The organism is Nocardia sp. NPDC059236 (assembly GCF_042754085.1).
GTDB lineage: Bacteria > Actinomycetota > Actinomycetes > Mycobacteriales > Mycobacteriaceae > Nocardia.
The window spans coordinates 318171-344884 of sequence record NZ_JBHZAF010000009.1 but is presented as its reverse complement, the minus strand read 5'-3'; the positions used below and the strand labels follow the sequence as shown (position 1 = coordinate 344884).

The 26714-nt window shown below is 68.5% G+C and carries 25 protein-coding genes; 11 read left to right on the top strand and 14 right to left on the bottom strand.

All coding sequences use genetic code 11. The annotated features are described in order from the left end of the window. Nucleotides 1-159 precede the first annotated feature (159 nt). Nucleotides 160-1596, bottom strand: coding sequence for a type I glutamate--ammonia ligase (glnA, locus tag ACFXIV_RS25170; RefSeq protein WP_379400120.1), 1437 nt, complete (start codon nt 1594-1596; stop codon nt 160-162). 345 nt (nt 1597-1941) lie between these two features. On the opposite strand from glnA, the gene ACFXIV_RS25165 reads away from it, so the two are divergent. The 3 genes from ACFXIV_RS25165 (at nt 1942) to ACFXIV_RS25155 (ending at nt 7210) form a co-directional block, all read left to right on the top strand. Continuing rightward, nucleotides 1942-3699, top strand: a complete 1758-nt coding sequence (locus ACFXIV_RS25165) for an AMP-dependent synthetase/ligase (protein ID WP_379400238.1) — start codon at nt 1942-1944, stop codon at nt 3697-3699. Nucleotides 3700-3709: 10 nt separating this feature from the next. Beyond that, nucleotides 3710-4921, top strand: coding sequence for a PucR family transcriptional regulator (locus ACFXIV_RS25160; protein ID WP_379400121.1), 1212 nt, complete (start codon nt 3710-3712; stop codon nt 4919-4921). Nucleotides 4922-5149: 228 nt separating this feature from the next. After that, a complete protein-coding gene (locus tag ACFXIV_RS25155; protein ID WP_379400122.1) occupies nt 5150-7210 on the top strand; it encodes a CocE/NonD family hydrolase in 2061 nt (686 codons plus the stop codon). 66 nt (nt 7211-7276) lie between these two features. On the opposite strand, the gene ACFXIV_RS25150 is transcribed toward ACFXIV_RS25155, so the two are convergent. Further along, entirely contained in the window at nt 7277-8821 is a 1545-nt protein-coding gene (locus ACFXIV_RS25150; RefSeq protein WP_379400239.1) for a glycosyltransferase family 39 protein, read from the bottom strand. Between the two features lie 153 nt (nt 8822-8974). Here ACFXIV_RS25150 and ACFXIV_RS25145 point away from each other — a divergent pair, with 153 nt between their 5' ends. Then, complete coding sequence (locus tag ACFXIV_RS25145) at nt 8975-9478, top strand: nitroreductase family deazaflavin-dependent oxidoreductase (RefSeq protein ID WP_379400123.1); 504 nt, start codon at nt 8975-8977, stop codon at nt 9476-9478. A 38-nt stretch (nt 9479-9516) separates the two neighbouring features. On the opposite strand, the gene ACFXIV_RS25140 is transcribed toward ACFXIV_RS25145, so the two are convergent. Continuing rightward, nucleotides 9517-9897: a nitroreductase family deazaflavin-dependent oxidoreductase gene (locus ACFXIV_RS25140; RefSeq protein WP_379385942.1), complete on the bottom strand. Its 381-nt coding sequence runs from the start codon at nt 9895-9897 to the stop codon at nt 9517-9519. A gap of 131 nt (nt 9898-10028) precedes the next feature. Between ACFXIV_RS25140 and ACFXIV_RS25135 the strand changes: the two genes are divergently transcribed. Beyond that, on the top strand, nt 10029-10547 hold the full coding sequence (locus ACFXIV_RS25135; RefSeq protein WP_379400124.1) for an NUDIX domain-containing protein: 519 nt from the start codon (nt 10029-10031) through the stop codon (nt 10545-10547). A 350-nt stretch (nt 10548-10897) separates the two neighbouring features. Here the strand turns inward: ACFXIV_RS25135 and ACFXIV_RS25130 are convergent, their stop codons facing one another. Genes ACFXIV_RS25130 through ACFXIV_RS25100 form a run of 7 tightly spaced genes read right to left on the bottom strand, consistent with a single transcriptional unit; the run spans nt 10898 to nt 17977 of the window. Continuing rightward, nucleotides 10898-12043 carry an ABC transporter substrate-binding protein gene (locus tag ACFXIV_RS25130; protein ID WP_379400125.1) on the bottom strand — a complete coding sequence of 382 codons (1146 nt, stop codon included), beginning with the start codon at nt 12041-12043 and terminating at the stop codon, nt 10898-10900. Then, nucleotides 12040-12813, bottom strand: coding sequence for an ABC transporter permease (locus ACFXIV_RS25125; protein ID WP_379385946.1), 774 nt, complete (start codon nt 12811-12813; stop codon nt 12040-12042). The genes ACFXIV_RS25130 and ACFXIV_RS25125 overlap by 4 nt, the downstream gene beginning before the upstream one ends. Then, complete coding sequence (locus ACFXIV_RS25120; protein WP_379400126.1) at nt 12810-13667, bottom strand: ABC transporter ATP-binding protein; 858 nt, start codon at nt 13665-13667, stop codon at nt 12810-12812. The genes ACFXIV_RS25125 and ACFXIV_RS25120 overlap by 4 nt, the downstream gene beginning before the upstream one ends. A 37-nt stretch (nt 13668-13704) precedes the next feature. Continuing rightward, nucleotides 13705-14658: an ABC transporter permease gene (locus ACFXIV_RS25115; RefSeq protein WP_379400127.1), complete on the bottom strand. Its 954-nt coding sequence runs from the start codon at nt 14656-14658 to the stop codon at nt 13705-13707. After that, nucleotides 14655-15692, bottom strand: a complete 1038-nt coding sequence (locus ACFXIV_RS25110; RefSeq protein WP_379400128.1) for a TIGR03842 family LLM class F420-dependent oxidoreductase — start codon at nt 15690-15692, stop codon at nt 14655-14657. Before ACFXIV_RS25110 ends, ACFXIV_RS25115 begins: the two co-directional genes overlap by 4 nt. A 30-nt stretch (nt 15693-15722) precedes the next feature. Then, entirely contained in the window at nt 15723-17144 is a 1422-nt protein-coding gene (hydA, locus tag ACFXIV_RS25105; RefSeq protein ID WP_379400129.1) for a dihydropyrimidinase, read from the bottom strand. Beyond that, nucleotides 17141-17977 (bottom strand): nitrilase-related carbon-nitrogen hydrolase, encoded by an 837-nt coding sequence (locus tag ACFXIV_RS25100; RefSeq protein ID WP_379400130.1) that lies wholly within the window; start codon nt 17975-17977, stop codon nt 17141-17143. The genes hydA and ACFXIV_RS25100 overlap by 4 nt, the downstream gene beginning before the upstream one ends. A 124-nt stretch (nt 17978-18101) precedes the next feature. Here ACFXIV_RS25100 and ACFXIV_RS25095 point away from each other — a divergent pair, with 124 nt between their 5' ends. The 3 genes from ACFXIV_RS25095 (at nt 18102) to ACFXIV_RS25085 (ending at nt 20571) form a co-directional block, all read left to right on the top strand. Further along, a complete protein-coding gene (locus tag ACFXIV_RS25095) occupies nt 18102-19514 on the top strand; it encodes a PLP-dependent aminotransferase family protein (RefSeq protein ID WP_379400131.1) in 1413 nt (470 codons plus the stop codon). An 87-nt stretch (nt 19515-19601) separates the two neighbouring features. Continuing rightward, a complete protein-coding gene (locus ACFXIV_RS25090; protein ID WP_379400132.1) occupies nt 19602-20042 on the top strand; it encodes a nuclear transport factor 2 family protein in 441 nt (146 codons plus the stop codon). A gap of 118 nt (nt 20043-20160) precedes the next feature. Then, on the top strand, nt 20161-20571 hold the full coding sequence (locus tag ACFXIV_RS25085; RefSeq protein ID WP_379400133.1) for a hypothetical protein: 411 nt from the start codon (nt 20161-20163) through the stop codon (nt 20569-20571). 69 nt (nt 20572-20640) lie between these two features. Here the strand turns inward: ACFXIV_RS25085 and arc are convergent, their stop codons facing one another. Next, a complete protein-coding gene (arc, locus tag ACFXIV_RS25080) occupies nt 20641-22401 on the bottom strand; it encodes a proteasome ATPase (RefSeq protein ID WP_379385963.1) in 1761 nt (586 codons plus the stop codon). A gap of 243 nt (nt 22402-22644) precedes the next feature. Between arc and ACFXIV_RS25075 the strand changes: the two genes are divergently transcribed. Next, on the top strand, nt 22645-23091 hold the full coding sequence (locus ACFXIV_RS25075) for a hypothetical protein (protein ID WP_354832102.1): 447 nt from the start codon (nt 22645-22647) through the stop codon (nt 23089-23091). A gap of 37 nt (nt 23092-23128) precedes the next feature. Further along, nucleotides 23129-23554 (top strand): hypothetical protein, encoded by a 426-nt coding sequence (locus ACFXIV_RS25070; RefSeq protein WP_379400134.1) that lies wholly within the window; start codon nt 23129-23131, stop codon nt 23552-23554. Nucleotides 23555-23671: 117 nt separating this feature from the next. Here the strand turns inward: ACFXIV_RS25070 and ACFXIV_RS25065 are convergent, their stop codons facing one another. Continuing rightward, on the bottom strand, nt 23672-24505 hold the full coding sequence (locus ACFXIV_RS25065) for a tRNA (adenine-N1)-methyltransferase (protein WP_379385967.1): 834 nt from the start codon (nt 24503-24505) through the stop codon (nt 23672-23674). A 103-nt stretch (nt 24506-24608) separates the two neighbouring features. Here ACFXIV_RS25065 and ACFXIV_RS25060 point away from each other — a divergent pair, with 103 nt between their 5' ends. After that, nucleotides 24609-25466, top strand: a complete 858-nt coding sequence (locus ACFXIV_RS25060) for a RecB family exonuclease (RefSeq protein WP_379385968.1) — start codon at nt 24609-24611, stop codon at nt 25464-25466. Between the two features lie 11 nt (nt 25467-25477). Here ACFXIV_RS25060 and hisG read toward each other — a convergent pair whose 3' ends face one another. Then, nucleotides 25478-26329, bottom strand: coding sequence for an ATP phosphoribosyltransferase (gene hisG / locus ACFXIV_RS25055; protein WP_379400135.1), 852 nt, complete (start codon nt 26327-26329; stop codon nt 25478-25480). A 108-nt stretch (nt 26330-26437) separates the two neighbouring features. Then, nucleotides 26438-26701 (bottom strand): phosphoribosyl-ATP diphosphatase, encoded by a 264-nt coding sequence (locus tag ACFXIV_RS25050; RefSeq protein WP_033085388.1) that lies wholly within the window; start codon nt 26699-26701, stop codon nt 26438-26440. Nucleotides 26702-26714 lie beyond the last annotated feature (13 nt).

Genomic DNA, 26714 nt, shown 5'->3' with positions numbered 1-26714 from the left:
GCAATGCCAACACGCGGTTTCCCCAAACGTTTTTTTTCCCCAACAAAAACCGGGGGGTGGCAATAAATTCCTTTTGGCCCCCCGCCGCTTCGTTTTCCGACCTCTGCGTACCGACTGCGGACCGAACCCGGGAATCAGTTGTGTTCGTGCAGTTCAGGTTTACACGTCGAAGTAGAGCGCGAACTCGTACGGGTGGGGGCGGACGTTGATCTCGGCGATCTCGGAGTCGCGCTTGAGGCGGATCCAGGTGTCGATCAGGTCGTCGGTGAAAACCCCGCCCTGTGTGAGGTAGTCGTGGTCGGCCTCGAGCCGGTCGATGACCTGTTCGAGGCTGCCGGGGGTCTGGGTGACCTCGGCGCTCTCCTCCGGGGTGAGCTCGTAGAGGTCCTTGTCGACCGGCAGGGCGGGCTCGATCTTGTTGGTGATGCCGTCGAGCCCGGCCATCATCATGGCGGCGAAGGACAGGTACGGGTTGCCGGAGGAGTCGGGGCAGCGGAATTCGAGGCGCTTGGCGCTGGCACTGGTGCCGGTCACCGGAATGCGCACGGCGGCGGAGCGATTGCGCTGGCTGTAGACCAGATTCACCGGCGCCTCGAATCCGGGCACCAGGCGCTTGTAGGAGTTCACCGTCGGGTTGGTGAAGGCCAGCAGGGACGGCGCGTGGTGCAGCAGGCCGCCGATGTAGTGGCGGGCCAGATCGGACAGGCCCGCGTAGCCGGCCTCGTCGTAGAACAGCGGTGAGCCGTCCTTCCACAGGGATTGGTGCACGTGCATGCCGGATCCGTTGTCGCCGAACAGCGGTTTGGGCATGAAGGTGACGGTCTTGCCGGACTCCCAGGCGGTGTTCTTGACGATGTACTTGTAGAGCATCAGGTCGTCGGCGGCGGCGAGCAGGGTGTTGAACCGGTAGTTGATCTCCGCCTGCCCGGCGGTGCCGACCTCGTGATGCCCCTTCTCCAATTCGAATCCGGCGCGCTGCAGATGGGTGCACATGCGGTCGCGCAGGTCCACGTCCGCGTCATACGGAGCGACCGGGAAATAGCCGCCCTTGGGCCGGACCTTGTAGCCACGGTTGGGGGTGCCGTCGGGATTCGTGCGCCGGCCGGTGTTCCAGTCGGCCGACGACGAATCCACCTCGTAGAAGGCCCCGTTCATGGCGGTGTCGTAGCGCACCGAATCGAAGATGTAGAACTCGGCCTCGGGCCCGAAGTAGGCGGTGTCGGCAATACCGGTGGAGCGCAGGTATTCCTCGGCCTTGCGGGCCACATTGCGGGGATCGCGGCTGTAGGCGGCACGGGTGTGCGGGTCGTGGACGAAGCAGCTGATATTGAGGGTCTTGGCGGCGCGGAACGAATCCAGTTGCGCGGTGCGCAGATCCGGTAGGAGCAGCATGTCGGACTCGTGGATGGCCTGGAAGCCGCGCACCGACGAACCGTCGAAGGCGATGCCGTTCTCGACCAGATCCGCGCCGAACATGCTCGCCGGGATCGAGAAATGCTGCTGAATGCCGGGGACGTCGCAGAATCGGATGTCGACGTATTCGACTTCCTCGACGTCGATGTAGCTCTGTACTCCGTTGATGGTAGGGGTGATCACCGCTCGCTCCTCGTGGCCGCGCACGCCTACCCGATCGGACGGCCCGGTCGGGGTCCGGCGGTCCTGCTCGTGCTAACACGATACGTCGCAGACATCCGGGGATGGACGCGAATGAAACTGTGTTACAAGAGCACTACCGCCTCCCCGTATTGTTGCGTCCCGATCTACAAGCATCTTTGTCACTGTGCACAAATCCGCCCCCGCAGATCTTCGCCATTGCCACTGGTCCGCCTGGACCGCTGTGCGGTCTGCTGGAACAGCCCGGGGCCGTGGCCGCCCCGACGATGGTCGATCCAGAGGTAGGTCGTGAGTTCAGTACCGCGTGCGGGGACGGCCCCGCGCACCATGGTCGAGGCGTTCCAGGCCAATGTGGCCCGGCACCCGGAGGAGATCGCGCTGCGCACGCTCGGCGGCACGGTCGTCCTCACCTGGCGCGAATACGGTGATCGGGTCCGCGCCATCGCCGCCGGGCTGGCGGCGCGCGGTATCGGCCGCGGCGACACGGTGGCACTGATGCTGACCAACCGGCCCGAATTCCACCTGTGCGACACCGCGATCCTGCACACCGGCGCGACACCGTTCTCGGTCTACAACACCAATCCGGTGGATCTGCTGGTCTACCAGTTCGGGAACGCGAGCAACCGCGCGGTCGTCTGTGAGGCGCAGTTCGCGCCGCAGGTCCTCGAGGCGGTGGCGAAGGCGGCCGCGCAGGGCATCGCGGTCGAGCACGTGATCTGTGTCGACGACGCGCGCGAGGGGTGCGTGTCGCTGGCGGAGATCGAGGCCGCCGGGGACGGCGGGTTCGACTTCGAATCCGCCTGGCGGGCGGTGGATCCGGAGGATCTGCTGACCATCGTCTACACCTCCGGCACCACCGGCCCGCCCAAGGGGGTGGAGCTCACCCACACCAATTTCCTCGAGAACGCCCGCGTGGTGGACGAATTCGGCGGCGGCTCGCCCGCCGACAAGGTGGTCTCCTATCTGCCCGACGCGCACGCTGCCAATCGCTGGTTCGCGCACTACCTGTGCATGCTGACCGGCGGCGAGATCACCACCTGCCCGGACCTGCGGCAGGTGGCGGGCGCACTCACCGAGGTGCGCCCGACGGTGTTCCTGGGCGTGCCCCGGATCTGGGTGAAAGTCAAAGCGGCACTGGAGGAACGGGTCGTCGCCGAGACCGGCTCGATGCAGCGGCTGCTCATCGGCTGGGCGATCCGCACCGGGCGGGCGCGGGCGGCGTCGGACGGCCGCGCGCGGAGCGTGCTCGACACCGTGCGGTTCCGGCTCGCGGATCGCCTGGTGCTGTCCAGGATTCGCGTAGAGCTGGGCATGGACCGTATCCGGATCGCCGTCACCGGTTCCGCGCCCATCCCGCGCGACACCCACGAGTTCTTCCGGGGTCTGGGCCTGCCGTTGTGCGAGGGGTACGGCATGACCGAGTGCACCGCGGGCGCGACGGTGGACCGCCCCGAACGCATCAAGATCGGCACGGTGGGCCGGCCGCTGCCGGGCGCGGAGGTCCGGATCGCCGCGGACGGGGAGGTCCTGGTGCGCGGCCGGATGGTCATGCGCGGCTACCGCAATGCCGCGGACAAGACCGCCGAGACCATCGACGCCGACGGGTGGCTGCACACCGGCGACATCGGCGAGCTCGACGCCGAGGGCTTCCTCCGGATCGTCGACCGTAAGAAGGAACTCATCATCAACGCGGCCGGCAAGAACATGTCGCCGACCAATATCGAGAACACGGTCACCGAGAACACCCCGCTGGCGGGCACGGTGGTGGCCATCGGCGAGGGCCGTGCCTACAACACCGCGCTCATCTGCCTGGACCCCGAGCTGGCCGCCGCCTTCGCCGAACGCCATCAGCTGACCGATCGGAGCCTGCCGGCCCTGGCCGCGCACCCGCGGGTGCTGAAATCCCTGCAAGAGGGCGTCGACGCGGCGAACAGCAAGCTCTCGCGAGTCGAGCAGATCAAGAAGTTCGCGGTGCTGCCCGAGGTGTGGGCCCCTGGCAGTGATCACCTCACGGCCACCGGGAAACTCAGACGCAAACCGATAGCTACCACGTACGCCGCTACTATCGACTCGCTGTACGGGTAGTAGGAGGGTGATGCAGGCGCGATTGCGGGACCGAACGCTCGACGAGCTGTACCGGCGCGCGGTCGTGGCGCGCGCGGAGGTACCGGCCTCGATGCCGCGCTACCGCACCCTGCCCGAACCCCTGGTGGCCGGCGGTTTCGAACGCGGCATCACCCTGAATGTGGACCTGTTCTTCGAGTTCGTGCGCTCCGGCCGCGTGCCCTCGCCAAAAGACACCCAGGAGGTCGTGCAGATCGCGCTGAGCCGGGTTCGCGACGGCGAATCCCTCGAAGACGTGCTGGGCCGCTACAGCATGGGCGCGGAATACCTGTGGTCTCGCCTGAAGGACACCGCCACCGAGCCGGAGCGGGAACTGCTCGAGGACGCCGCGGTGTCGCTGCTGCGGTACATCACGCTGCTGACCACCCGCATCGCCACCGCGTGCGTGCAGCGCGCGCACGATCCGCGCTGGGAGTTGCTGGAACGCCGCCGCGCCATCGCCGACGCGCTGCTCGCCGGCCGCGACCCGATCGAGTGGGCGGACGAACCGGCCATCACGGTGCCGGACGCGTTCCTGGTCGCGGCGTTCCGGCTGGGCACGACCCGCAGCGCCGACACCGGCGAGCTGCGGCATCGCATCGAGTCCATTCCGGGTGTGTTCCTGCGGCTGGACAGCGGCGGCTGGACCGCGCTGCTGCCGCTGCAACCCGGCGACGACGGCACCGCCACACTGACCGCACTGACCAGCCGCCTGCCCGGTCCCGCGCGACCCGCGCCCCAGCCCGAGGCACCGCTGTCGCGGATGGGCCCGCCCGCACCGTTCTGGGTGGGCGTCGCCACCGCCGCGTCGCACGCGGAGGTCCCCGCGGTCTTCGCCGAGGCCCGCCTGCTGGCCGAGCTCGGCCGCTGCCTGGACCGCCCGCAGCCGGTCTGCCGCCGCCCGGACCTCATGTTCGAATACACCGTCGCCGCAGGTGGTTCCGCCCGCGCGGGGCTGGCGGCCGTGCTCGCGCCGCTGGATTCCCAGCCGCTGCTGGCAGAGACCCTGGAGGTCTTCGTGGACACCGGCTTCAATCAGCTGGCCACCGCCCGGCTGCTCACCATCCACCGCAATACCGTCACCTACCGGCTGGCCCGGGTGCACGAACTGACGGGCCTGGATCCGCACCGCCCGACCGACGCCATGACGCTGTCGGCCGCCCGCATCGCCCGGCGGCTCGAAATCGCCTGCTTCGCACCGTAATCCGTCCCCGAACCGGCCCGTGACGCATCCTCGTTGCGGGCCTTCATGATTCACCGGCCCCCGCCGCTTGGACATATGCACAATGGCCTGGGCCACAGTCTTGGCGATTGCCGGTAGCGGCGCGCGGGCGCTGTGCGGTCTGCTGAACTCCGACGATGAGGTCGTGCGGGGTGCCGGTGATCCGGCGGACCCGACCGCGGCCTCCCGACCATCCGCAGAGGTAGATCGTTGAGTAGCTCCTTCCGGCCGCGCCGCTGCCGTCTGGCCCCGTGGGCCGTGGCCGGTTTCTCCGTGCTGGCCATGACCGTCACGTCCACCACCCCCGCCGGGGCCGCGCCGGTGTTCGGTCCGGTGCCCGACGCGCCCGTGAACTTCGGGCTCCCGTCCGGCTATCAGCCGACGCCGGAGCGGTACGGGGTGGGTTATCAACTGGGACAGGTCGTTCCGCTCTCCGACGGCACCCAGCTGCAGGCCGAGGTGCGCTACCCGACCGATCCGGCGACCGGACAGCGGGCCGCGGGCGAGTTCCCGGTCATCGTCAACTTCACCACCTACGGGGCGGTGACCAGCGCGCTCACCGCCGCCATCACCGGCGTCATCGACGACCTGCACATCCAGCTCCCCGATCAGCTGAAGGACGCCCGCCGCATCATCGATCAGGCCACCTCCATGCAGGACATGCTGGTGCGGCACGGCTATATCGAGGTGACCGCGGACGTGCGCGGCACCGGCGGTTCGACGGGCGCGTGGAGTCCGGCTTCCGAGCAGGACGGCAAGGACGGCGCGGAACTGGTGGACTGGGCCGCGCGGCTGCCCGGCTCCAATGGCAAGGTCGGCATGTACGGCTATTCGTTCCCGGGCCTGTCGGCCATGCGGACCGCCGAAACCGTCGGCCCCGGTTCGCCATTGAAGGCGATCGTGCCGTTCGCGGTGCCCAACAACATCTTCGACGAGGTGCTCAACCACGACGGCATGATGAGCCCGCTGCTGCTCACGGTCATCTCGCTGATGGTCCCCTACCTCAGCCTGATCGGACCGTTCCTGACCGCCGCGGTCTCACCCCAGCTGTTCCTGAAGTCCCTCGGCGATCACCTGCTGGCGCTGCTCGGCCCGGACACCAGCACCGTGAAGCTGCTATTCGACGCCTACACCGGCGGCTCCACCGCCTACGACAACTCCTGGTGGCAGGACCGGCGTTTCGAGACCGGCCTGCACAACCTGGTCGACAATGGCATCGCCATGTACCAGGTGGACGGCTGGTGGGATCTGTATCAGGAAGGCGCGGTGCGCAATTACGCGCAACTGCAGAACCTGGCGGCCGGCCGCGACCAGTTCGCGCCCATGGCTCCCGGCCAGCAGGCCGACGGGCGCTACCAATTGCTCATCGGCCCTTGGTATCACGTCGGCCTGGGGCTCGGGCCGGGCTCGCGCATGGACACCGATCGGATCACCCTGGCCTGGTTCGACCGGTGGCTCGCGGACATTCACAATGGCGTCGACGAGACCGGCACCCCGCTGCACGTCATCGACGCCGGCGACAATGCCGCCGACACCGCGCGCTATCCGTTCGAGCAGGCGGCCATCCAGCAGCGCTATTTCGACGGTGACCGTCTCGTCGCGGACCAGCCGACGGCTGCCGACGCCTCCGATCGCCTGGATTACACCGGCATCGACAACATCTGCAATCGCGAGTCGCTGGGCCAGTACACGGCGGGCCTGCTCGATTTCGTGTTCCGGATCTTCACCGTCTCCAACCCGTGCACCGAATGGGTGCAGGATCCGACGGCGGGCCTGCGCTACACCATGGACCCGGTGACCGAGCCGACCGTGCTGGCCGGGCCGTCGAGCGTCACCCTGTACGCCTCCTCCACCGGCACCGATGCCGCGTTCCAGGTGCGGCTCGACGATGTCGCGCCGGACGGCACGGCCGTGAACATTACGGGCGGTTCGCAATTGGCCAGCCAGCGCAGCCTCGACGACGGCAAGACCTGGACGACCGCCGACGGCACCGTCTATGCGCCCGAGCACACCGTACTGAAGGAGAACGAGCAGCTGCTCACGCCGGGCGACGTGGTGAAAATGGAGGTCAAGATCCGGCCCGCCTTCCACCGCCTCGAGCCCGGCCACGCGCTGCGGCTACGCATCAGCAGCGGTACGTTCCCCTCGACGATCCCCAATCCGGCGGATCTGGGCCGGCTGCTGGGCACCTCGCAGCAGATCCAGAAGAACGCGGTGTATCCGTCGGCGCTGGTGGTTCCACTCGGACCGGCGGACTCGTTCACGCACTGAACCGGACGGTGGAGCGCTTCCAGCTCGGCGAGGGGCCCGCGCCCACGGTCGTCGCGCTGCGCGCCGCTACAGGTGCATCCAGTTCGGCCACACCCGTGACCACGGCTGCTTCGGGCCCGAGCACTTCCAGATGGTGACGTCCTGGGTATTGCCCTTGAAGCCCAGCCGGGTGTCCACCTTGCCGACGGGTTCGACGTGGTCGAACTGGCTGCGCAGCACCGCCTCGGAGCCGCCGACGGCCAGCACCGCGGTGGCATCGTCGGGCGGGGCGCCGAAGTAGCCGAAGCCGCGACCGGGGCTGTACAGCGGCGGTAGCCGGTCGCGGCCGAGCTCGTCGAGCGCGCTCGCCTGCCAGTAGGTGTCGGTGATGATGACCGCGTGCGCGCGCTCGACCGGGGTGAGCGCCCGGTAGGCCCGGGTCACCTCGTCGGTGAGCTCGTGCCACCCGAAGGAGCCGTACACGCCGATACTGATGGCGGCCTCGGCGTCGTCACGGGGCGGCTGCACCTGATCGGCGGGCCGCCACGGGGTCGAGTAGAGCGTGAAAACCGTTGCGCCCAGCGCCAATACGGCCACACAGCCGGTGAGCGCCCGGCGCCACATCGAGCCGATCCGCTCGGCCGTGCCGACCACGCCGACCGCACCCGCCGCGATCAGCACCGCGTACATGCCCGCCGCGTAGTAGATCCGCCCGCCGGTGACCAGGAACGCCGCGTACAACAGCAGCGGGGTGACACCCAGAAACCGGAAGGGCCGCAGCACATCCCAGCGCAGCAGCACCCACAGTCCCCACAACAGCAGCAAGGCGCCCAGATATCCCGCCAGGCTCACCGACATCGGCACGAACAGCAGCCGCCCGCCCAGGATCCCCTGCTCGGATCCGATCACCCCGCCCATTTTCAGCTGCGGCCAGGAGTGCCGGGCCTGCCAGATCAGTTCGGGCACCGTGGCCGCCACCACGATCGCCCCGCCCACCCACAGCAGCGGCCGCCGCACCAGCTCGCGCGGCCCGCACAGCAGGCTGCTCGCCGCGACCGCGATCCAGAAGAACGGGATCAGCCACTTCACCTGCATATCCAGCGCGGTGACCAGGGCGGCGGCCAGCAGCAGCCGGTCGTCGCGGGTCCGCACCCAGCGCACCACCAGCGAGGTGATGATCACCCACAGCGCGGTGTCGACGGCATTGGTGGTGAGCATGGTCCCCTGCAACAGCAGGAACGGCGAGCCGGCGTACCCCACCGCGGCGAGCAGCTGCGCCCACCGGCCGCCGTCGAATTCCCGCGCGAGCATGGCACAGAGCACGATCGCGGTCACCGTCAATGCGACCGACGGCAGCCGCAGCACGAAGAACGATCCGGGCGTGAGGCTGTCCATCAGCCACGCCAGCAGCGGCAGCACCGGCCCCTGATCGGCGTACCCGAACCCCGGCCGTCGGCCCGCGGCCAGGAAGTACAGCTCGTCCCCGAAATACCCGTACCGGCTCGCCGACAACAGCAGCACCACTGCCGCCGGCACCGCGACCGCCGCGACGGTCCACCACGCCATGGGCGGGCGTTCCTCGGCCTTGGCGTGCCGTCCGGCACCGAGCGGCCGAGCTGGGCGATTCATCACATCGGTCAACGCGCACTCCTCGCCGGCGGGTCATGCTGCGAACACTCCGGAATCTACAGCTTATTTCCAGCAAATTCCGGACACGGCGACACGAGATCTATACTCGATGCCGGTGTGACTGCCGCACAACGCGTTTCAGCGAAGGAGGACGGCATGACCGACCAAACCCCCGAGACCAATCCCTACGGGACCCCGACCACCACCGGGCCGGAGTCGATCCGGTCCTATCAGAACCTGCTCAATGCCTTCATTCGCGGCCTGCTGCGGGTGCCGGTGCTGTCCGACCGGGTCGGTAAGCGACTGTGCGTGCTGCACGTGGTGGGCCGCAAATCGGGCAGGCACTACGACGTGCCCGTCGCCTACACCCGCCACGACGGCGACATCCTGGTCGGCACCGCCAAGCATCCGTGGGTCAGCAATATCCGCAAGGGCGTGCCCATCGAGGTGTCCTTCGGCGGGCCCAGGCACACCGCCGACGCCGAGGTGATCACCGATGCCGAATCGGTGGTGCGTCTGTCGGAGGCCATCGCCCGCGACAACGAGCAGTGGGCCAAGTTCAACGGCATGGGCGTCGACGCGGCGGGCAATCCCAACCTGGCCGATGCCTACCAGAGCTGGCAGCAGGGCTGTGTGATCATCCGGCTCACCGTGCGCTGATCCTCCGACTCACTGTGCACTGAGCCGCCCACCGGGCGTCAGTCGGCGCGCCGGGCCTGGACGTAGTCCTCGGCGTTCAGGCCCACCAGCACCTGACGCACCAGCGGCGGGGCCCACGAGGCGGAGGCGTCGTGGCCGACCACCGGATCGGTGAGGGTCACCGTGTGCCCGCGGGTCTCGAACTCGAAGGTCCCCGCCGCCCGAATGTTCTTCAGCCAGTCCACGTCCCGCCCATAGGTCAGGGCGATGCGATAGCCGCCGTCGCGCTCGAAGACCATGACCGGGGACCGGTAGACACGCCCGGACCGACGACCGCGGTGGATCACGATCCCGAAGAACGGCGCCACCCGGGCCCCGACCCCCAGTACCGGGTTGCTGACCCGCCGATTGATCCTCGCGAGTACCTGCGGCAGCGGCATGATCTCGTCCTCCCTGACGAAAACGGTTGCGCCCCTGAGGCTACGCCGGGAGTCGGGAGCCCGCGCGGCATCGCTACTGTGCACAGCAGGGCGCCGGGTCACGCGGCGCGGCAGGAAGGAGAGCCCGGTCCATGCCGGAGATGATCGCGGTGTACGACGCCGCCGGTCGTGAGATCGGCGCGCAGGAGCGCGCGGTGGTGTACGCCCGGGGCCTGTGGCACGCCAGTGCGGGCGTGCTGGTCCGCTCGGGCGACGGGTCGAAGGTATACGTGCACAAACGGACCGATACCAAGGCCGTTTTCGCCGGCATGCACGACTGCCTGGCGGGCGGGGTGCTGGATCCGGGCGAGGAACCGGCCGCGGCGGCGGTGCGGGAGCTGGGCGAGGAACTGGGCATAGAACTGGGCCCGCACGACGATCGGCCGCTGCCACTGGCGAGCGCGTCCTGGGACGGCGAGTGGGCGGGGCGGCCGATGCGCTGCCACCTGTTCGCCTACGAGCTGCGCTACGACGGGCCGATCCGGCATCAGCCGGAGGAGATCGCGGACGGCTGGTGGTGGTCCGACGAGGAGCTGCGGTCGCATCTGGAGAACCCGGCGTGGCCGTTCGTGCCCGACACCCGGGTGCTCATCCCGGACCTGCTGCGCTGAGCCCACGAACGCCGACGGCCCACCGAATCCCGCGCGATTCGATGGGCCGACGTGCTACTGCGGTTTCAGGCGGTCGGCGTGGTGCCGCCACTGCCGCTGAACAGACCCTGGATGGTCTTGATCAGAACCGAAGCCAGGAAATCCGAAGCGGATCCGGACACGGGGTACTCCTCATCTTTCAAATGACATGTCGGGCATGTGAATCATGCACGGTTCACATTCGAGGGGAAGCCATTTCCCGGGGAAACATTTTCCGAACCCGACGAGAGGTACACGGTAGAACGCGTTCCACCAGGGTTTATATCGGTTTGATAAAATTGTGACTTACGTCACATAATGGCCGGAACGCGCTACTTCCCGCCCTCGGCGAGGGTGACCGGCTGTGCGACGTAGGAACTCCCGGTGACATCGACGCCCTGGGACTTCAACTGGTCCAGGGCCTTGGTGACGTACTCGACGCTGTACGCGGCGGCGTCGGGATCCTTGGTGAGGACGGTCTTGCCCTCCTGGTTGCGGGTGGTCTTCGCGATCGAGACGGTGCGGTCCCACGCCGCCTGGTCGATCATCCCGATTCCGCTCGGAGACGGCCAGATCAGCTTGTTCACCTCGGTGATCTGCCACTGCTGATGACTCGCGCCCAGGGTCGACCCGGCGGCCACGGTCAGATCGCGGCACCTGTCCACATTGTCGCGGCAGAAGGCCCAGCCCTTCAGCGAGGCGGCGATGAACTTCACCGTCTGATCGGCGTACTTGGCGTCCTTCAGCTTGTCGGTGTTGGCCCAGATGGCGTCCTGGAGCATGGCCACACCCTGATCGTTCCAGTCGATGGTGGCGAAATCAGCTGCCGTGTACAGCTTTCCGGTAGCGGGGTTCTTCACCTCGAGCAGTTGCGCGTACTCGTTGTAGGACATGGCCTGGGCGGCGTCGATGTCGTGGGCGAGGAAGGCGTTCATGTCGAACTGCTGCTGGACCAGGGTGACGTCCTTGGCGGGGTCCAGACCCGCCTTGGTCATGCCGGCGAAGAGTTCGAATTCGTTGCCGTAGCCCCAGTTTCCGACCTTCTTGCCCTTCAGGTCGGCGGGGCCGTTGATGCCCGCGCTCTTGAACGACACCTGCTTGGTGCCGGAGCGCTGGAAGATCTGGGCGACATCGGTGATGCCCGCACCGGCCTCCCGGGAGGCCAGGGCCTTGGGCACCCAGGCGATCGCGTAGTCGGCCTGTCCCTGGGCCAGGACCGTCTGGGGCACGATATCGGTGCCGCCGTCGAGGATCTGGACGTCGAGGCCCTGCTCCTTGTAGTAGCCCTGGGCCTGCGCGGCCAGGTAGCCCGCGAACTGGCCCTGCTTGAACCATTGCAGTTGCAGCTTGACCTTGGTGAGCCCGTCGGCGGTGGTCGAGGAATTGTCGGTGGTGCTGCATCCGGACAGTGCCGCCACCGCCAGGGTGGCGGCGGCCAGCACGGCCCGGATGCGGAATCTGCGGGTGGCACTTCTCATTTCGATCTCCCAGGGATGGTGCGGGGTCTGCGGGTGAGCTGTTCGAGCAGCAGCACGGCGGCCAGGAACACCAGGCCGAGGATCATGGCGGCGACCACGTAGGCCCAGGCGCGCGGATAGGCGGTATTGGCCGCCGCGGAGGTGATGCGGCTGCCCAGACCGTGCTGGAGACCGCCGAAGTATTCGGCGATGATCGCCGCGATCACCGCACCGGGCGCCGCGATGCGCAGACCGGTGAACAGGTACGGCAGCGCGGCGGGCAGGCGCACGGTGCGGGTGATCTGCCAGCCGGTGGCGGCGTAGGCGGTCATGAGGTCTTCGTGCACCCGCGGGACCTGACGCAATCCCCGGGTGGTGCTGACGAAGACGGGGAAGAACACGACGATGGTGGCCACCAGCCGGCGCGGCAGGTCGGTGGTGGTGGAGTACATGGAGTTCAACAGCGGAGCCAGCGCCACGATGGGCACCGCCGCCGCGCCGGCCGCCAGCGCGCCGAGCACCCCGTCGACCACCCGGAAGCGCACGGCCACCGTGGCGGCGGCCATGCCGAGCACCGCACCGGCGAGCAGGCCGGCCAGTGCGTTCTTCCCGGTGGCCAGGGCGGCCTCCAGGATGGCGTGGTGATTGTCGGCGAAGGCCTGTCCGATGGCGCTGGGCGCGGGCAGCAGGAACGACGGGACGCCCGCCGCGACGGTCAGCACCTGCCACAGCACCAGCAGGGCGACGCCGAAAAGCACTGGCGGCAACCAGGATCGGAGCACGCGGGTCATCGCATGTCCCGTCCGGCGGCGCTTTTCGGCGTGCCTGCGCCGCCGTGCCCCTCATGCAGGGCGGCGCGGACCGCGGCCACAGCGGTGAAGAATTCCTCGCTGGACCGGACCTCGTCGTCGCTGTGGCGGTCCCGGCCGCCGGTGGCCAGCACCTCGGTGATGCGCCCGGGACGCGGGGTCATGACCACCACGCGGTCGGAGAGGAAGACCGCCTCCGGGATCGAGTGCGTGACGAAAACCACTGCGGCGCCGGTCTCTTCGGCGATGCGCAGCAGTTCGCCCTGCATGCGCTCGCGGGTCATCTCGTCGAGCGCGCCGAACGGCTCGTCCATGAGCAGCAGCGGTGGTTTGCGGGCCAGCGCGCGGGCGATGGCGACGCGCTGCTGCATGCCGCCGGACAGTTCGGCCGGGAAGCGCCGCGCGAATTCGGTCAGGCCGGTGATCTCGAGCAGTTCGGCACTGCGGGCGCGCCTTTCGGCCTTGCGCACCCCGTGCAGCTGCAACGGCAGTTCGATGTTCTCCTGCACGGTCCGCCAATCCAGCAGTCCGGCCTGCTGGAAGGCGATGCCGTACTCCTGATCGAGCCGGGCCTGCCTGGCGGTCTTCCCGTGCACCACAACGGTTCCCGAGCTCGGCTGCTCCAAATCGGCCACGATGCGCAGCAGCGTCGACTTGCCGCACCCGGACGGGCCGATCAGGGAGACGAATTCACCCGCCGCGACGCGCAGGCTCACGTCCTCGAGCGCGGTCACCGCGCCGGCGGCGAATATCTTGCCGACGCCACGCAACTCGACGGCGGATATGGCCGCGGCCATCGCCGGTTCCGGTGCGGCCGCGGATGTCTCGACGGTCACGGGGTACCTCCGAACGAACGAACGGGCAGAGCGATGGTCACCGGGCCGCTCCCGCGGTGTGGCCGGGCCGGGCATAGCGGCGCAGCAGCACCTCGGCGAGCGAGACCAATCCGGTGAGCACCACACCGAGCAGGGCCGCCGCGATCACCGCGGCGTACAACCGCGCCGCATTGCCGGTCGACTGCTGGGAGAAGACGATGATCTGGCGGCCGATCCCGCCCGCGGTGCCGGTCGAGATCTCGGCCACCACACAGCCGATCACCGCGGCGGCGGCGCCCAGCCGCAGGGCGGGCAGGAGGTGCGGCACCGCCGCGGGCAACCGCAGATGTATCAGGGTGGCCCACCATCCCGCCGCGCAGCTGTGCAGCAGCTCCACCGAAGCCCGTGCCGGAGACTGCAATCCGCGCAGCGTGCCGATGGCGACCGGGAAGAACACCAGGTAGGACGCGATCACCACGATGCTCATCCACGGCTGCCACGGCCGGCCCGCGATGACGATCTTGCCGCCCCACCCCGCCACCAGCGGGGCCAGCGCGATCAGCGGCACGGTCTGCGAGACGATCACATACGGCAGCAGGCCGCGCTCGACCCACGAGAACCGCTGCATGAGCACCGCCAGTGCGACACCGACCATCGTGCCCAGTACCAGCGCCAGCAGCGCGAGTTCGAGCGTGAAGCCCGCCGTGCGCAGCAGGGTCGCGCCGACGGTGGTCTTCCCGTCCCGTTCGCCCAGCACGGTCAGCACCGCCCAGGAATGCGGCAGCGCGCCGTCGGAGGTGCGGGGCAGGACGCGCTGGTTCCCGATGCTCACGCCATTGGCCGGAACCAGCGCCTTCACCAGCTCCCAGATCGCGATGAGCAGGGCGAAGGCCACGATCGGATACAGCAGCCGCCATCCGCGCCCGCGCCCTGCGAGGGCGGTGCGGGTGAACGAGAATTCCTGCGGCTCGGTACTGGTCGGGGACGGTGGGTCGGTGGTCGTCACGCTCACGATCCGGTCACCGTCGCCTCGATCGGATGTGCCAGGCGTGGCAGCACGGATTCGCCGTAGGCCTCGAGGGTGGAGGTCTTGGCGTCGTGTTGCAGGTAGACCGCGAACTGGTCGACGCCCAGGGCCTCGAGCTCGCGCAGCCGGGTCAGGTGCTCGTCCGGGGTGCCGAGAATGCAGAAGCGGTCCACGATCTCGTCGGGAACGAACTCGGCGTGCACGTTTCCCGCCCGGCCGTGCACGTTGTAGTCGTACCCGCGCCGCCCGGCGATGTAGTCGGTCAGCGCCTTGGGCACCTCGGAGTCGGAGCCGTACCGGGCGACGATGTCCGCGACGTGGTTGCCGACCATGCCGCCGAACCAACGGCATTGCTCGCGTGCGTGTTTCAGCGATCCGACGGTGCCGTCGGTGATGTAGGCGGGTGCTGCCACGCAGATGGTCACCTCCCCCGGGTCGCGGCCCGCGCGTTCGGCGGCGGCCCGGACGCGGGCGATGGTCCAGGCGGTGATGTCCGGGTCGGCGAGCTGGAGAATGAACCCGTCGGCCACCTCGCCGGTGAGATCCAGGGCGCGCGGACCGTATCCGGCGACCCACACCGGCAGCCGGGAGTCCTGCGCCCACGGGAAGCGGACGGTGGTGTCGCCGATGTGCGCGCTGCGGCCGTTGCCCAATTCCCTGATGACGTCGATGGATTCGCGCAGGGTCGCCAGGGTGGCGGGCCGCCCGCCCAGGGCGCGGACGGCCGAATCGCCGCGGCCGATACCGCAGATGGTGCGGTTGCCGAACATGTCGTTGAGGGTGGCGAAGATGGAGGCGGTGACGGTCCAGTCACGGGTGGACGGGTTGGTCACCATCGGGCCCACCACGACCTTGCGAGTCGCGGCGAGTATCTGGCTGTAGATGACGTAGGGCTCCTGCCACAGCAGGTGCGAATCGAAGGTCCACACGTGCGAGAACCCGTGTGTCTCCGCGATTCTCGCCAGTTCCACCACCCGTGACGCGGGCGGCGTGCACTGCAGCACCACACCGATGTCCATGCGGCACTCTCCCCTCGTAGCTCGGGTTAGTCAGATGAGGTTCTGGGACAGGCCGCGTTTGACGTACCGGCCGTGGCCGGCGCTGCCCAGGTACTGCCCCGCGTCGACGATCACCCGGCCGCGCGAGAGCACGGTGTCCACGTGCCCGTCGATCTCGAAGCCCTCGTAGGCCGAATGGTCCATGTTCATGTGGTGGGTCTTGCCCAGGCCGATGCTGGTGTGCCCGTGGGGGTCGTAGATCACCACGTCCGCGTCCGCGCCGGGGCTGATGACGCCCTTGCGCGGGTAGAGCCCGAACATGCGGGCCGGGGCGGTGCAGCACACCTCCACCCATTTCTCGAGGGAGATGCGGCCGTCCTCGACGCCCTGGAACATCAGGTCCATGCGGTGCTCGATGCCGCCGATCCCGTTGGGAATCTTGCTGAAATCGCCGAGGCCGAGCTCCTTCTGGTCCTTCATGCAGAAGGGGCAGTGGTCGGTGGCCACGGTGCTGACATCGCCGGTGCGGATGTAGCGCCACAGCTCGTCCTGATGACCTTCGGCGCGGGCGCGCAGCGGCGTCGAGCACACCCATTTCGCGCCCTCGAAACCCGGTGCGCCCAGGTTCTCCTCGAGCGAGAGATACAGGTACTGCGGGCACGTCTCGCCGAAGACGTTCTGGCCCCTGCCCCGTGCCTCCGCGATCTGTTCCAGGGCCTGCTTGGCGGAGACATGGACGACGTAGAGCGGGGCGCCCGTCAACTGCGCCAGCATGATCGCGCGGTGGGTGGCCTCCTCCTCCATCTGCCACGGCCGCGTGACGCCGTGGTAGTACGGCGCGGTCTCGCCCCGCGAAAGCGCCTGTTCCACCAGCACATCGATGGCGATCCCGTTCTCGGCGTGCATCATGAGCAGGGCGCCGAGATCGCCCGCGGTCTGCATGGCGCGCAGGATCTGGCCGTCGTCGGAGTAGAAGACGCCCGGGTAGGCCATGAACAGCTTGAAACTGGTGACGCCCTCGGACACCAATTCGCTCATGCCCTTGAGGGATTCGGCGTCCACCGAGCCGACGATCTGGTGGAACCCGTAGTCGACGGCGCAGTTTCCGGCCGCCTTCTCGTGCCACAGCGCCAGGCTGTCCTGGACCCGCTCGCCCGGCTTCTGCACCGCGAAGTCGACGATGGTGGTGGTGCCGCCCCACGCGGCGGCACGGGTGCCGGTCTCGAAGGTGTCCGACGCCTCGGTGCCGCCGAAGGGCAGCTGCATGTGGGTGTGGCCGTCGACGCCTCCGGGGATCACGTACTTGCCGGTGGCGTCGATGACGGTGTCGGCGGTGGCGGCCAGGTCGGCGCCGAGCACGGTGGATCCCGGCTGCACCACCGCGGCGATGGTCTCGCCGTCGATGAGGACGTCGAGGGGCTGGGATCCGGTGGCGGACACCACGATTCCGCCGTGGATGAAGGTCGTGCTCACGGCTCCACCAGCTTTCCGTAGGCATCCGGACGCCGGTCCCGATAGAAGGCCCAGCGGTCGCGCACCACAGTGATCAGGTCCATGTCCAGGTCGCGGACCACCAGCTCGGGGGCGGTGTCGGAGGCGACCTCACCCACGAACTGCCCCTCGGGGTCGACGAAGTAGCTGGTGCCGTAGAAGTCGTCGTCGCCGTACTCCTCGACGCCCACCCGGTTGATGGCCCCGATGAAGTACTCGTTGGCCACCGCCGAGGCGGGCTGCTCCAGCTTCCACAGGTAGCTCGACAGTCCGCGCGAGGTAGCCGAGGGATTGAACACGATCTCCGCTCCGGCCAGGCCCAGCGCCCGCCAGCCCTCGGGGAAGTGCCGGTCGTAGCAGATGTAGACCCCGATTCTGCCGACGGCGGTGTCGAAGACCGGCCAACCCAGATTGCCGGGGCGGAAGTAGAACTTCTCCCAGAACCCGTTGACCTGCGGAATGTGGTGTTTGCGGTACTTACCGAGGTAGGTCCCGTCGGCGTCCACGACCGCCGCCGTGTTGTACAGCAGTCCCGGCTGCTCCTGCTCGTAGACGGGCAGCACCATCACCAGGCCGAGCTCGCGGGCCAGCGCCGCGAACCGCTCCACGGTGGGGCCCGGCACCGATTCGGCGTAGTCGTAGAACTTGGTGTCCTGGACCTGGCAGAAGTACGGCCCGTAGAACAGCTCCTGGAAGCAGATCACCTTCGCCCCCGCCGCAGCAGCCTGCCGCGCGTAGTCCTCGTGCGCTTTGATCATTGACTCTTTGTCGCCGGTCCAGCTCGTCTGCACCAGCGCCGCTCGAACAATCGCCATAGTTTGTGATACTGCACCTGAAACGAATTCGCTTGTGTTACAAGATGAAGGAAACGATTTCGTGACCGTAAAACCTCCGGCGCACCCGTCGGAGCCACCCCCGTCCCCCTCGCACACTGAGTCTGTGACCGCCGAATCCGCCGCCGACCTGGCCGCCGCCGCACACGACCGCACCGCGGCCGGGATCGCGGCCGGAATCGGCCAGCGGATCCGGTCCGGCGCGCTGGCACCCGGCACCCGGCTGCCCACCGTGCGCGAGGTGGCCCGGGAGCTGAAGGTCTCCCCCGTGACGGTCAATCAGGCGTGGCGGGCGCTGGCGGCCGCCGGAGCGATCGTGGCGCGCGGCCGGGCTGGCACCTTCGTCCAGGACGCGCCACACGCCCCGCGCGCGCCCGCCGCCGGACGCTATCAACGCCTCCACCCCCACTCCGACAGCGTCTTCCGCATCGACCTCTCACGCGGCACCCCCGATCCGGCGCTGCTGCCCGACCTCACCGCCGCATTGCGCGGTCTCGGCGACGACGGCCGCATCGACGACCTGTCGGCCACCTACCTCGGCGAGGCTGTGCTCCCCGAACTCGAGGCCGCCATTCGCGCGGACTGGCCGGCCCGCGCCGAACGGTTCACCATCCTCGACGGCGCGCTCGACGCGGTCGACCGCCTGCTCGCCGCCCACGTCCGGCTGGGTGACACGGTGGCGGTCGAGAACCCGTGCTTCCCGCCGTTTCTGGACCTGCTGGCCCGGCTCGGGGCACGTCCGGTTCCCATCGACCTCGACGAATCCGGCATGCGGCCGGATCGGCTGGCCGCCGCCCTGGCGGCCCGCTCCCCGCTCCTCGTGCTGCTCCAGCCGCGTGCTCAGAACCCCACCGGCGCCTCGCTGTCGGCCCGGCGGGTGCGCGAACTGGCCGACGTGCTGGCCGATGCCGCGGTCGTCGCGGGCGGCACGCCGGTCATCGTCGAGGACGACCACAGTTCGGGCATCACCCACGCACCCCTGCGCTCCCTCGCGGCCCGCCTGCCGACCCGCACCGTGCACATTCGCTCCTACTCCAAATCCCACGGCGCGGACCTGCGCCTGGCCGCCGTCGGCGGCCCCGCCGACCTGCTCGACCCGCTCCTCGAACGGCGCATGCTGGGACCCGGCTGGACCAGCCGGCTGCTCCAGCGGGTGCTGCTGCACATGCTCACCGACGACGCCGCCCGCACCACCGTCACCACGGCCCGCGCCATCTATCGCGCACGCGCCGACGCCCTGCGAAAGTCCCTGTCGCACCATGACATCCGCCTCCCCCGCGGCGACGGGATCAACCTCTGGTTCCCCGTCACGGACGAGAACGCCGCCATGATCTCCCTCGCCGCCGCCGGCATCAAAGCGGCCCCGGGCGGCCCGTTCGAGGTGACCGACCACCCCCACACCGACCACCTGCGCCTCACCGTCGCCGCCCTCGCCGACTCCGAAATCCCCGAGGTGGCACGGCATCTCGCCACCGCCGCGGTGGCCGTGCCGACCTACCGCCGGGTCCGGCGGGCCTGACGCCGTATCCACCCCAGCGGGCAATCACGGGTCATGCCTGCCCCGGCGCAGTAGGAACGACCGACCCCGTCCTATCGAGGAGACCCCATGGACCAGCCGGAAACCCGACTCGCCCTGCGCGAACTGACCGAGCGCTACGCCTCCCGCGCCGACCGCCGCCGCGATGCGGCGATCGCCGAACTCTTCACCGCGGACGGCACATTGGTCATCGAGTGGGGTGGCGAGCAGCCCACGACGACGGTGCGCGGCCGCGCCCGGATCGAGGCGGCCATGCGGCCCCTCGACCGCTACCGCATCACCCGGCACGTGATCGCCAACCAGCTGCTGGACTTCTCCGGTGACGAGGTGCGGGGCGAAACCTATTGCACCGCTTCGCATGTCTACGACGATGCCGACGGCTCCCGGGTCTTCGTCATGCACATCCGCTACGACGACACCTTCGCCCGCGACGGCGGCGCGTGGCGGTTCCGGCAGCGCCGGCTCATCGTCGACTGGACCGAGGATCGGCGGCTGCGCCGCACTCGGTGATCACCGTCTGCGGCGTGTGATTGCCCCCACCAAGACCATGCCGTCCGTTACAGTCGCCCGGCACGAACCGATGCTCTCATCGATGCGCACTGTCAATCGACGTTCCATGGAGGGGTACATGAACACGATCACCCGCAGCGTCACCGGCCTGGCCACCGCGGCCGCCCTCACCGGTGCCGCCCTCGTCCTCGGGACCGGCCCCGCGGCCGCCGACGACTGGCCGGTCCAGCAGGACCGCAGCCCCATCTACGTTTTCGAGACCCACGACTTCCTCACCCCCGGCGACCCCGACTTCTGGAACCCGCTGGTCAACCATGCCCGCCTCACCTCGCCGTACGGCACCTCGACCCGCATCGTCTGCTCCGGCTTCCACGGCGTCACCACCAACTGTGTCCAGGCCGACGCCGACGGCAACCCGCACGCACTGAAGCGGCTGCCGTTCAACTTCCCGAACGTGAGCGGCTCCGGCGCCCCGGGTGGCGGTGTCTCGCACTGGGTCTACCCCGGCTTCATCCCCGGGATCAGCTGACCCGCACCGCCTCCACGCGTGCGAAGGGGCTCGCATCCGAAAGGATGCGAGCCCCTTGGCTTTTCCGGCTTACAGGTACTGGCCGGTGTTCGACTCGGTGTCGATGGCGCGGCTGGCGCTGGCGTTCTTCCCCGTCACCAAGGTGCGGATGTAGACGATGCGCTCGCCCTTCTTACCCGAGATGCGGGCCCAGTCATCGGGATTCGTGGTGTTGGGCAGGTCCTCGTTCTCGGAGAACTCGTCCACGATCGAATCGTAGAGATGCTGGATACGCAGACCCGGATTGCCGGTTTCCAGGACGGACTTGATGGCGTACTTCTTGGCCCGGTCAACGATGTTCTGGATCATGGCGCCGGAGTTGAAGTCCTTGAAGTACAGGACCTCCTTGTCACCGTTGGCGTAGGTGACCTCCAGGAAGCGGTTGTCCTCGGACTCGGCGTACATGCGGTCCACCACGCGTTCGATGGTGGCCTGCACGCACTTGCCGCGATCGCCGTCGAACTCCTGCAGATCCTCGCTGTGCAGCGGCAGCGTCTCCGTCAGGTACTTGGAGAAGATGTCCTGCGCGGCTTCGGCATCCGGGCGCTCGATCTTGATCTTCACGTCCAGGCGGCCGGGCCGCAGGATCGCGGGATCGATCATGTCCTCACGGTTGGAGGCGCCGATCACGATCACGTTCTCCAGGCCCTCGACGCCGTCGATCTCCGAGAGCAGCTGCGGCACAACGGTGGTCTCCACATCGGAGGAGACACCCGAACCGCGGGTGCGGAAGATCGAATCCATCTCGTCGAAGAACACGATCACCGGGGTGCCCTCGGACGCCTTCTCGCGGGCCCGCTGGAAGATGATCCGGATGTGGCGCTCGGTCTCACCCACGAACTTGTTGAGCAGCTCGGGGCCCTTGATGTTCAGGAAGAACGACTTGGCTTCCTTGGCATCCTCACCGCGCGCCTCGGCGATCTTCTTGGCGAGCGAGTTGGCAACGGCCTTGGCGATCAACGTCTTACCGCAACCGGGCGGACCGTAGAGCAGCACGCCCTTGGGCGGGCGCAGCGCGTACTCGCGGAACAGATCCTTGTGCAGGAACGGCAATTCGACCGCGTCGCGGATCTGCTCGATCTGGCGCGAGAGACCGCCGATGTCCTCGTAGCCGACATCCGGCACCTCTTCGAGCACCAGGTCCTCGACCTCGGCCTTGGGGATCCGCTCGAAGGCGAATCCGGCCTTGGTGTCGACCAGCAGCGAATCACCCGGCCGCAGTTTGCGAATCGGACGATCCGGATCCTCGAGGTCGTCCACGTCGACCAGGGCGGACAGCGGCCCGGACAACCAGACCACCCGCTCCTCGTCGGCATGCCCGACGACCAGCGCGCGGCGCCCGTCGTCGAGAACCTCACGCAGCGTGCCGATCTCACCGATGGAGTCGAAACCGCCCGCCTCGACCACGGTCAGCGCCTCGTTGAGACGCACGGTCTGCCCGTAGTGGAGGGTGGTGGTGTCGATATTCGGCGAACACGTCAGCCGCATCTTGCGCCCGGAAGTGAACACATCGACCGTCTGATCGTCGTACACGCCGATGAGGACGCCGTAGCCCGAGGGTGGCTGGCCGAGGCGGTCCACTTCCTCACGGAGAGCGACCAGTTGCTGGCGCGCTTCCTTCAAGGTGTCCATCAGTTTGGTATTGCGAATCGTCAGCGAATCGACGCGCGCTTCCAATTCCCGTGTGCGATCCGGCGTGTCGGCGAGTTGCCTCCGGAGTGCAGCGGCCTCGGCACGTACTGCCTCGAGTTCCCTCCAGGCGGCCGAATCCGAATGTTCGATGGGGCTCATGATGCTGCTCCTCCCAGTCCCGGTCTATCAACGCTACCGGGCTCTAACCGTTCCCGCTTTCCGACATGGTTTCGTCGTGATCACATCTAGGCTGCGGCCTGCAGGCCGGACGAGCATGTTAGCCTGCCCTAACCTGTTTCCGGCGAGTTAATCGCCGGCCCGAGCCGAAAGGCGCCGTTGATGCTCCTTCCCACCAGTCGTACTCCTGGTATGCGCAACGTCACGCGGACGCTTCGTGTTTCCGTGGCTACCGTCGCGGCCTTCGCGGCCGTTACGGCAACTGTGACCGGCTGCGGCTCCGACGACAAGGGTTCTTCGTCCTCGACCACCACCGTGTCGGCCACCGCCGCCGCGCCCGCGCCGACCGCGGACGCCCTGCAGGGCGTGCTCACGGCCTTCGCCGACCCGGCGAAGCCGGCTGCCGACAAGGCCAAACTAGTCGTCGACGGCGACAAACGTCTCGGAAATATCGACACAATGAACCAGGGACTGGCGCATTACCAGGTCGGGTTCACCGTCGGTGAGATCAAGCAGGACGGGACCAAGGCCGACGCGAAGGTGTCGGTGACCTCGCCGCACGGCACCATGCCGGACGTCCCGATGACCTTCCAGTACAGCGACGGCGCGTGGAAGCTCTCCGATGCCGGCGCCTGCACCATCCTCGGCATGGCCCGCGCGGCCTGCCAGTAACCACCACCCCCTCGAGTCCCGAAAGGCCCGTTCGTTCATGCTCGCTCGTTCCGTTCGCCTGTCCCTGGCCGTCGCCGCGGCCGCTGTCGCCCTCACCTCGGGTGCGGGCCTCGCCGGCGCCGACACCCCCGCGCCCTCCGCCGACGAGTTGCAGTCGACGCTGACCCGCTTCACCGACCCGGCCGTGCCCGCCGCCGACAAGGCGAACCTGATGGTCAACGGCGGTGCGCGCACCTCGAACATCGAGACCATGAACCGGGGCCTGGCCAACTACGGCAGCATCGGCTGGACGGTCTCGGGCGTGCAGGCCAACAGCGACACCGCCAATGCCTCGGTCGCCATCGTCTCCCCGCACGGCACCATGCCCGGCGTGCCCATGAGCTGGCAGCACACCGACGCGGGCTGGCAGCTGTCGGAGAACACCGGCTGCACCATCCTGGCCATGGGCAAGGCGCCCTGCTGACGCGGAGAAACCGCTTCGCGATCGGCTGAATACGACGAACGCGCCCCCGCCGTTCCGTGGCAGGGGCGCGTTCGTTTCGGGGCCGGTTCCGGCGTCGAGACATATCCTCCCGGCGCGCTAGCCCTTGGACGGGCGGCGCTGGGGCTTGGGGGCGGTGACGCCGTCGGCGAGGCGGCGGGCCTTGACCAGGAAGGCGGTGTGGCCCTGCATGCGGTGTTCGGGGCGCACCGCGAGGCCGACCACGTGCCAGGGGCGGACCATGGATTCCCAGGCGGTGGGCTCGGTCCAGCAGCCCTGGCGGCGCAGCGCCTCGACCACCTCGGAGAGCTGGGTCGTGGTGGCCACGTAGGCGAGGAAGACGCCACCGGGGATGAGGGCCTTGGAGACGGCCTCGAGCGCGTCCCACGGCTTGAGCATGTCGAGGACGACACGGTCGACCTGTTCGCCGGCGTAGTCCGCCACGTCACCGAGGGTGAGTTCCCAGTTGGCGGGGCGTTCGCCGAAGAAGCGCTCGACATTCTTGACCGCGTGCTCGGCGTGGTCGTCGCGGATCTCCCAGGAGATGACCTTGCCCTCGGGGCCGACCGCGCGCAGCAGCGAGCAGGTCAGCGCGCCCGAGCCGGCGCCGGCCTCCAGGACCTTCGCGCCGGGGAACATGTCGCCCTCGTGGACGATCTGGGCGGAGTCCTTGGGGTAGATGACCGCCGCGCCGCGCGGCATGGACAGCACGTAGTCGGTCAGCAGCGGGCGCAGGGCCAGGTAGGGGGTGCCCTTGGCGGAGTTCACCACGCAGCCCTCGTCGGCGCCGATGAGGTCGTCGTGGTTGATGTGGCCGGCGTGGGTGTGGAATTCCTTGCCCACCTCCAGGATCACCGTGAACTTGCGCCCCTTGGCGTCGGTCAGCTGTACCCGGTCACCGATCTGGAATGGGCCGGTCCGTCTGGCCGTCATGAATCTCCGTTCTGCGTGGTTGTGGTGAAGTCGTGCGTCGCCGCGAATGTGCTGCGCCGGATTCGTCCGCACCTTGTCGGTGCCTGCGTTTAGCCTGCCAGGTATGTCGGTTGACGTGATCAGTACCCCGGAGACAGAGCGGTTCGCTCCGCGTGGCCCCGCCCTTTCCCCCTCGCGCGCAATCGATTTCAAGCAGTGCCCGTTGAAATACCGGCTGCGGGTCATCGACCAGATTCCCGAACCGCCCTCGCGGGCGGCGGTGCGCGGCACGGTGGTGCACGCCGTGCTGGAGGCACTGTTCGGGCTGCCCGCCACCGAGCGGGATGCCGAGGCCGCGGCCGCTCTCGTCGAACCCGCGTGGACGGGGGTGCGCGAGTCTCGACCCGAGGTGGAGTCGCTGATTCCGGCCGACGAGCTGCCCGGGTTCCTGGCCGAGGTGCGCAAGCTGGTGGGCGTGTACTTCCGGCTGGAGGATCCGTCCGGCTTCGATCCGGAGTCGTGCGAGACCTTCATCGAGGCCGACCTCCCCGACGGCACGCCGTTGCGCGGCATCGTGGACCGCATCGACCGCTCGGCCGACGGGGAACTGCACGTCATCGACTACAAGACCGGCCGCGCCCCGGGCCTCACCTACGAGACCCGGGCCCTGTTCCAGCTGAAGTTCTATGCCCTGGTCCTGCTGCGCACCCAGGGCCGGGCCCCGGCGGAACTGCGGCTGATGTACCTCGCCGACGGTGTCACCCTCACCTACGCGCCGGACCCGGAGGAACTGCTGCGCTTCGAGCGGATCCTGTCGGCGCTGTGGGCCGCCATCGTGACCGCCGCCGAGACCGGGGAGTTCCCGCCCAGCCCGAGCTGGCTGTGCGAGTACTGCGATTTCAAGCGACTATGCCCCGAATTCGGCGGCACCCCACCGCCTTTCCCGTCCGGCGAGGACGAGCCGGAATCCGGCCCGTCCTGACCCGACCGGAATCAGAAGGCGCGGCAGGACCGGATGTCGGTGGCCAGGATCGCCTTGGCGCCCAGGTCCGCGAGCTGGTCCATGAGCTCGTTGCCGTTCTTGCGCGGCACCAGCGCGCGCACCGCGACCCAGTCGGGATCGGTGAGCGGCGACACGGTCGGCGACTCCAGCCCGGGAGTGATCTTGACCGCCTCCTCGAGCAGCGCCTTGGGGCAGTCGTAGTCCAGCATCAGGTACTGCTGGGCGAAGACCACGCCCTGGATGCGGGCGACGAGCTGATTGCGGGCCTTGTCCTGCTGGTCGGCGCCCTTGGCCTCGATGAGCACGCCCTCCGAGGAGCACAGCGACTCGCCGAAGGCGACCAGGTTGTGCTGGCGCAGGGTGCGGCCGGAGCCGACCACGTCGGCGATGGCGTCGGCGACGCCGAGCTGGATGGAGATCTCGACCGCGCCGTCGAGGCGGATGACCTCGGCCTCGATGCCGTGCCTGGCCAGGTCCGTCAGCACCAGGTTCGGGTAGGAGGTGGCGATGCGCTTGTCGTAGAGGTCCTCGACCTTCCATTCGCGCCCGGCCGGGGCGGCGTAGCGGAAGGTGGAGCGGCCGAAGCCGAGGGCGAGCCGTTCCTGCACGGGCGCACCGGAATCCAGGGCCAGGTCGCGGCCGGTGATGCCGAGGTCGAGTTCGCCGGAACCGACGTAGATGGCAATGTCCTTGGGCCGCAGGAAGTAGAACTCGACCTGGTTGACCGGGTCCAGCACGCTCAGCTCACGGGAGTCGGTGCGCTTGCGGTAGCCCGCCTCGGACAGGATGGCGAGGGCGGATTCGGAGAGTGCGCCCTTGTTGGGGACTGCGACGCGAAGCATGGGAGGTCCTTTCGGAACGGGGAGGGAAGACGTGTCGACAGGGGGCTGAGCGGAACGGTGCGCCGCACCCAGCCCTTGAATGGGCACAGCGTGCGGCGCACCGGCGCATCACAGATGTCGGTACACGTCCTCGAGCCGCAGCCCGCGGCCCACCATCAGCACCTGCACCCAGTAGAGCAGCTGCGAGATCTCCTCGGAGAGTTCCTCATCGCTCTGGTACTCGGCCGCGATCCAGACCTCGCCGGCTTCCTCGAGCACCTTCTTGCCCTGCGCATGCACGCCGGCGTCCAGGGCGGCGACGGTGCCCGACCCCTCGGGGCGGTTGGCGGCACGATCCTGCAGCTCGGCGAACAGGGCTTCGAAAGATTTCACGGGGAGTGATTCT

Bases quoted from the DNA above. Each gene is read 5' to 3' on its own strand.
- ACFXIV_RS25070 (WP_379400134.1), top strand. From the start codon at position 23,129: ATGCTCGCTCGTTCCGTTCGCCTGTCCCTGGCCGTCGCCGCGGCCGCT.
- ACFXIV_RS25135 (WP_379400124.1), top strand. From the start codon at position 10,029: ATGCCGGAGATGATCGCGGTGTACGACGCCGCCGGTCGTGAGATCGGC.
- hisG (WP_379400135.1), bottom strand. From the start codon at position 26,329: ATGCTTCGCGTCGCAGTCCCCAACAAGGGCGCACTCTCCGAATCCGCC.
- ACFXIV_RS25065 (WP_379385967.1), bottom strand. From the start codon at position 24,505: ATGACGGCCAGACGGACCGGCCCATTCCAGATCGGTGACCGGGTACAG.
- ACFXIV_RS25125 (WP_379385946.1), bottom strand. From the start codon at position 12,813: ATGACCCGCGTGCTCCGATCCTGGTTGCCGCCAGTGCTTTTCGGCGTC.
- ACFXIV_RS25160 (WP_379400121.1), top strand. From the start codon at position 3,710: ATGCAGGCGCGATTGCGGGACCGAACGCTCGACGAGCTGTACCGGCGC.
- ACFXIV_RS25145 (WP_379400123.1), top strand. From the start codon at position 8,975: ATGACCGACCAAACCCCCGAGACCAATCCCTACGGGACCCCGACCACC.
- arc (WP_379385963.1), bottom strand. From the start codon at position 22,401: ATGAGCCCCATCGAACATTCGGATTCGGCCGCCTGGAGGGAACTCGAG.
- ACFXIV_RS25090 (WP_379400132.1), top strand. From the start codon at position 19,602: ATGGACCAGCCGGAAACCCGACTCGCCCTGCGCGAACTGACCGAGCGC.
- ACFXIV_RS25060 (WP_379385968.1), top strand. From the start codon at position 24,609: ATGTCGGTTGACGTGATCAGTACCCCGGAGACAGAGCGGTTCGCTCCG.
- ACFXIV_RS25140 (WP_379385942.1), bottom strand. From the start codon at position 9,897: ATGCCGCTGCCGCAGGTACTCGCGAGGATCAATCGGCGGGTCAGCAAC.
- ACFXIV_RS25130 (WP_379400125.1), bottom strand. From the start codon at position 12,043: ATGAGAAGTGCCACCCGCAGATTCCGCATCCGGGCCGTGCTGGCCGCC.
- ACFXIV_RS25110 (WP_379400128.1), bottom strand. From the start codon at position 15,692: ATGGACATCGGTGTGGTGCTGCAGTGCACGCCGCCCGCGTCACGGGTG.
- ACFXIV_RS25085 (WP_379400133.1), top strand. From the start codon at position 20,161: ATGAACACGATCACCCGCAGCGTCACCGGCCTGGCCACCGCGGCCGCC.
- ACFXIV_RS25100 (WP_379400130.1), bottom strand. From the start codon at position 17,977: ATGGCGATTGTTCGAGCGGCGCTGGTGCAGACGAGCTGGACCGGCGAC.
- ACFXIV_RS25165 (WP_379400238.1), top strand. From the start codon at position 1,942: ATGGTCGAGGCGTTCCAGGCCAATGTGGCCCGGCACCCGGAGGAGATC.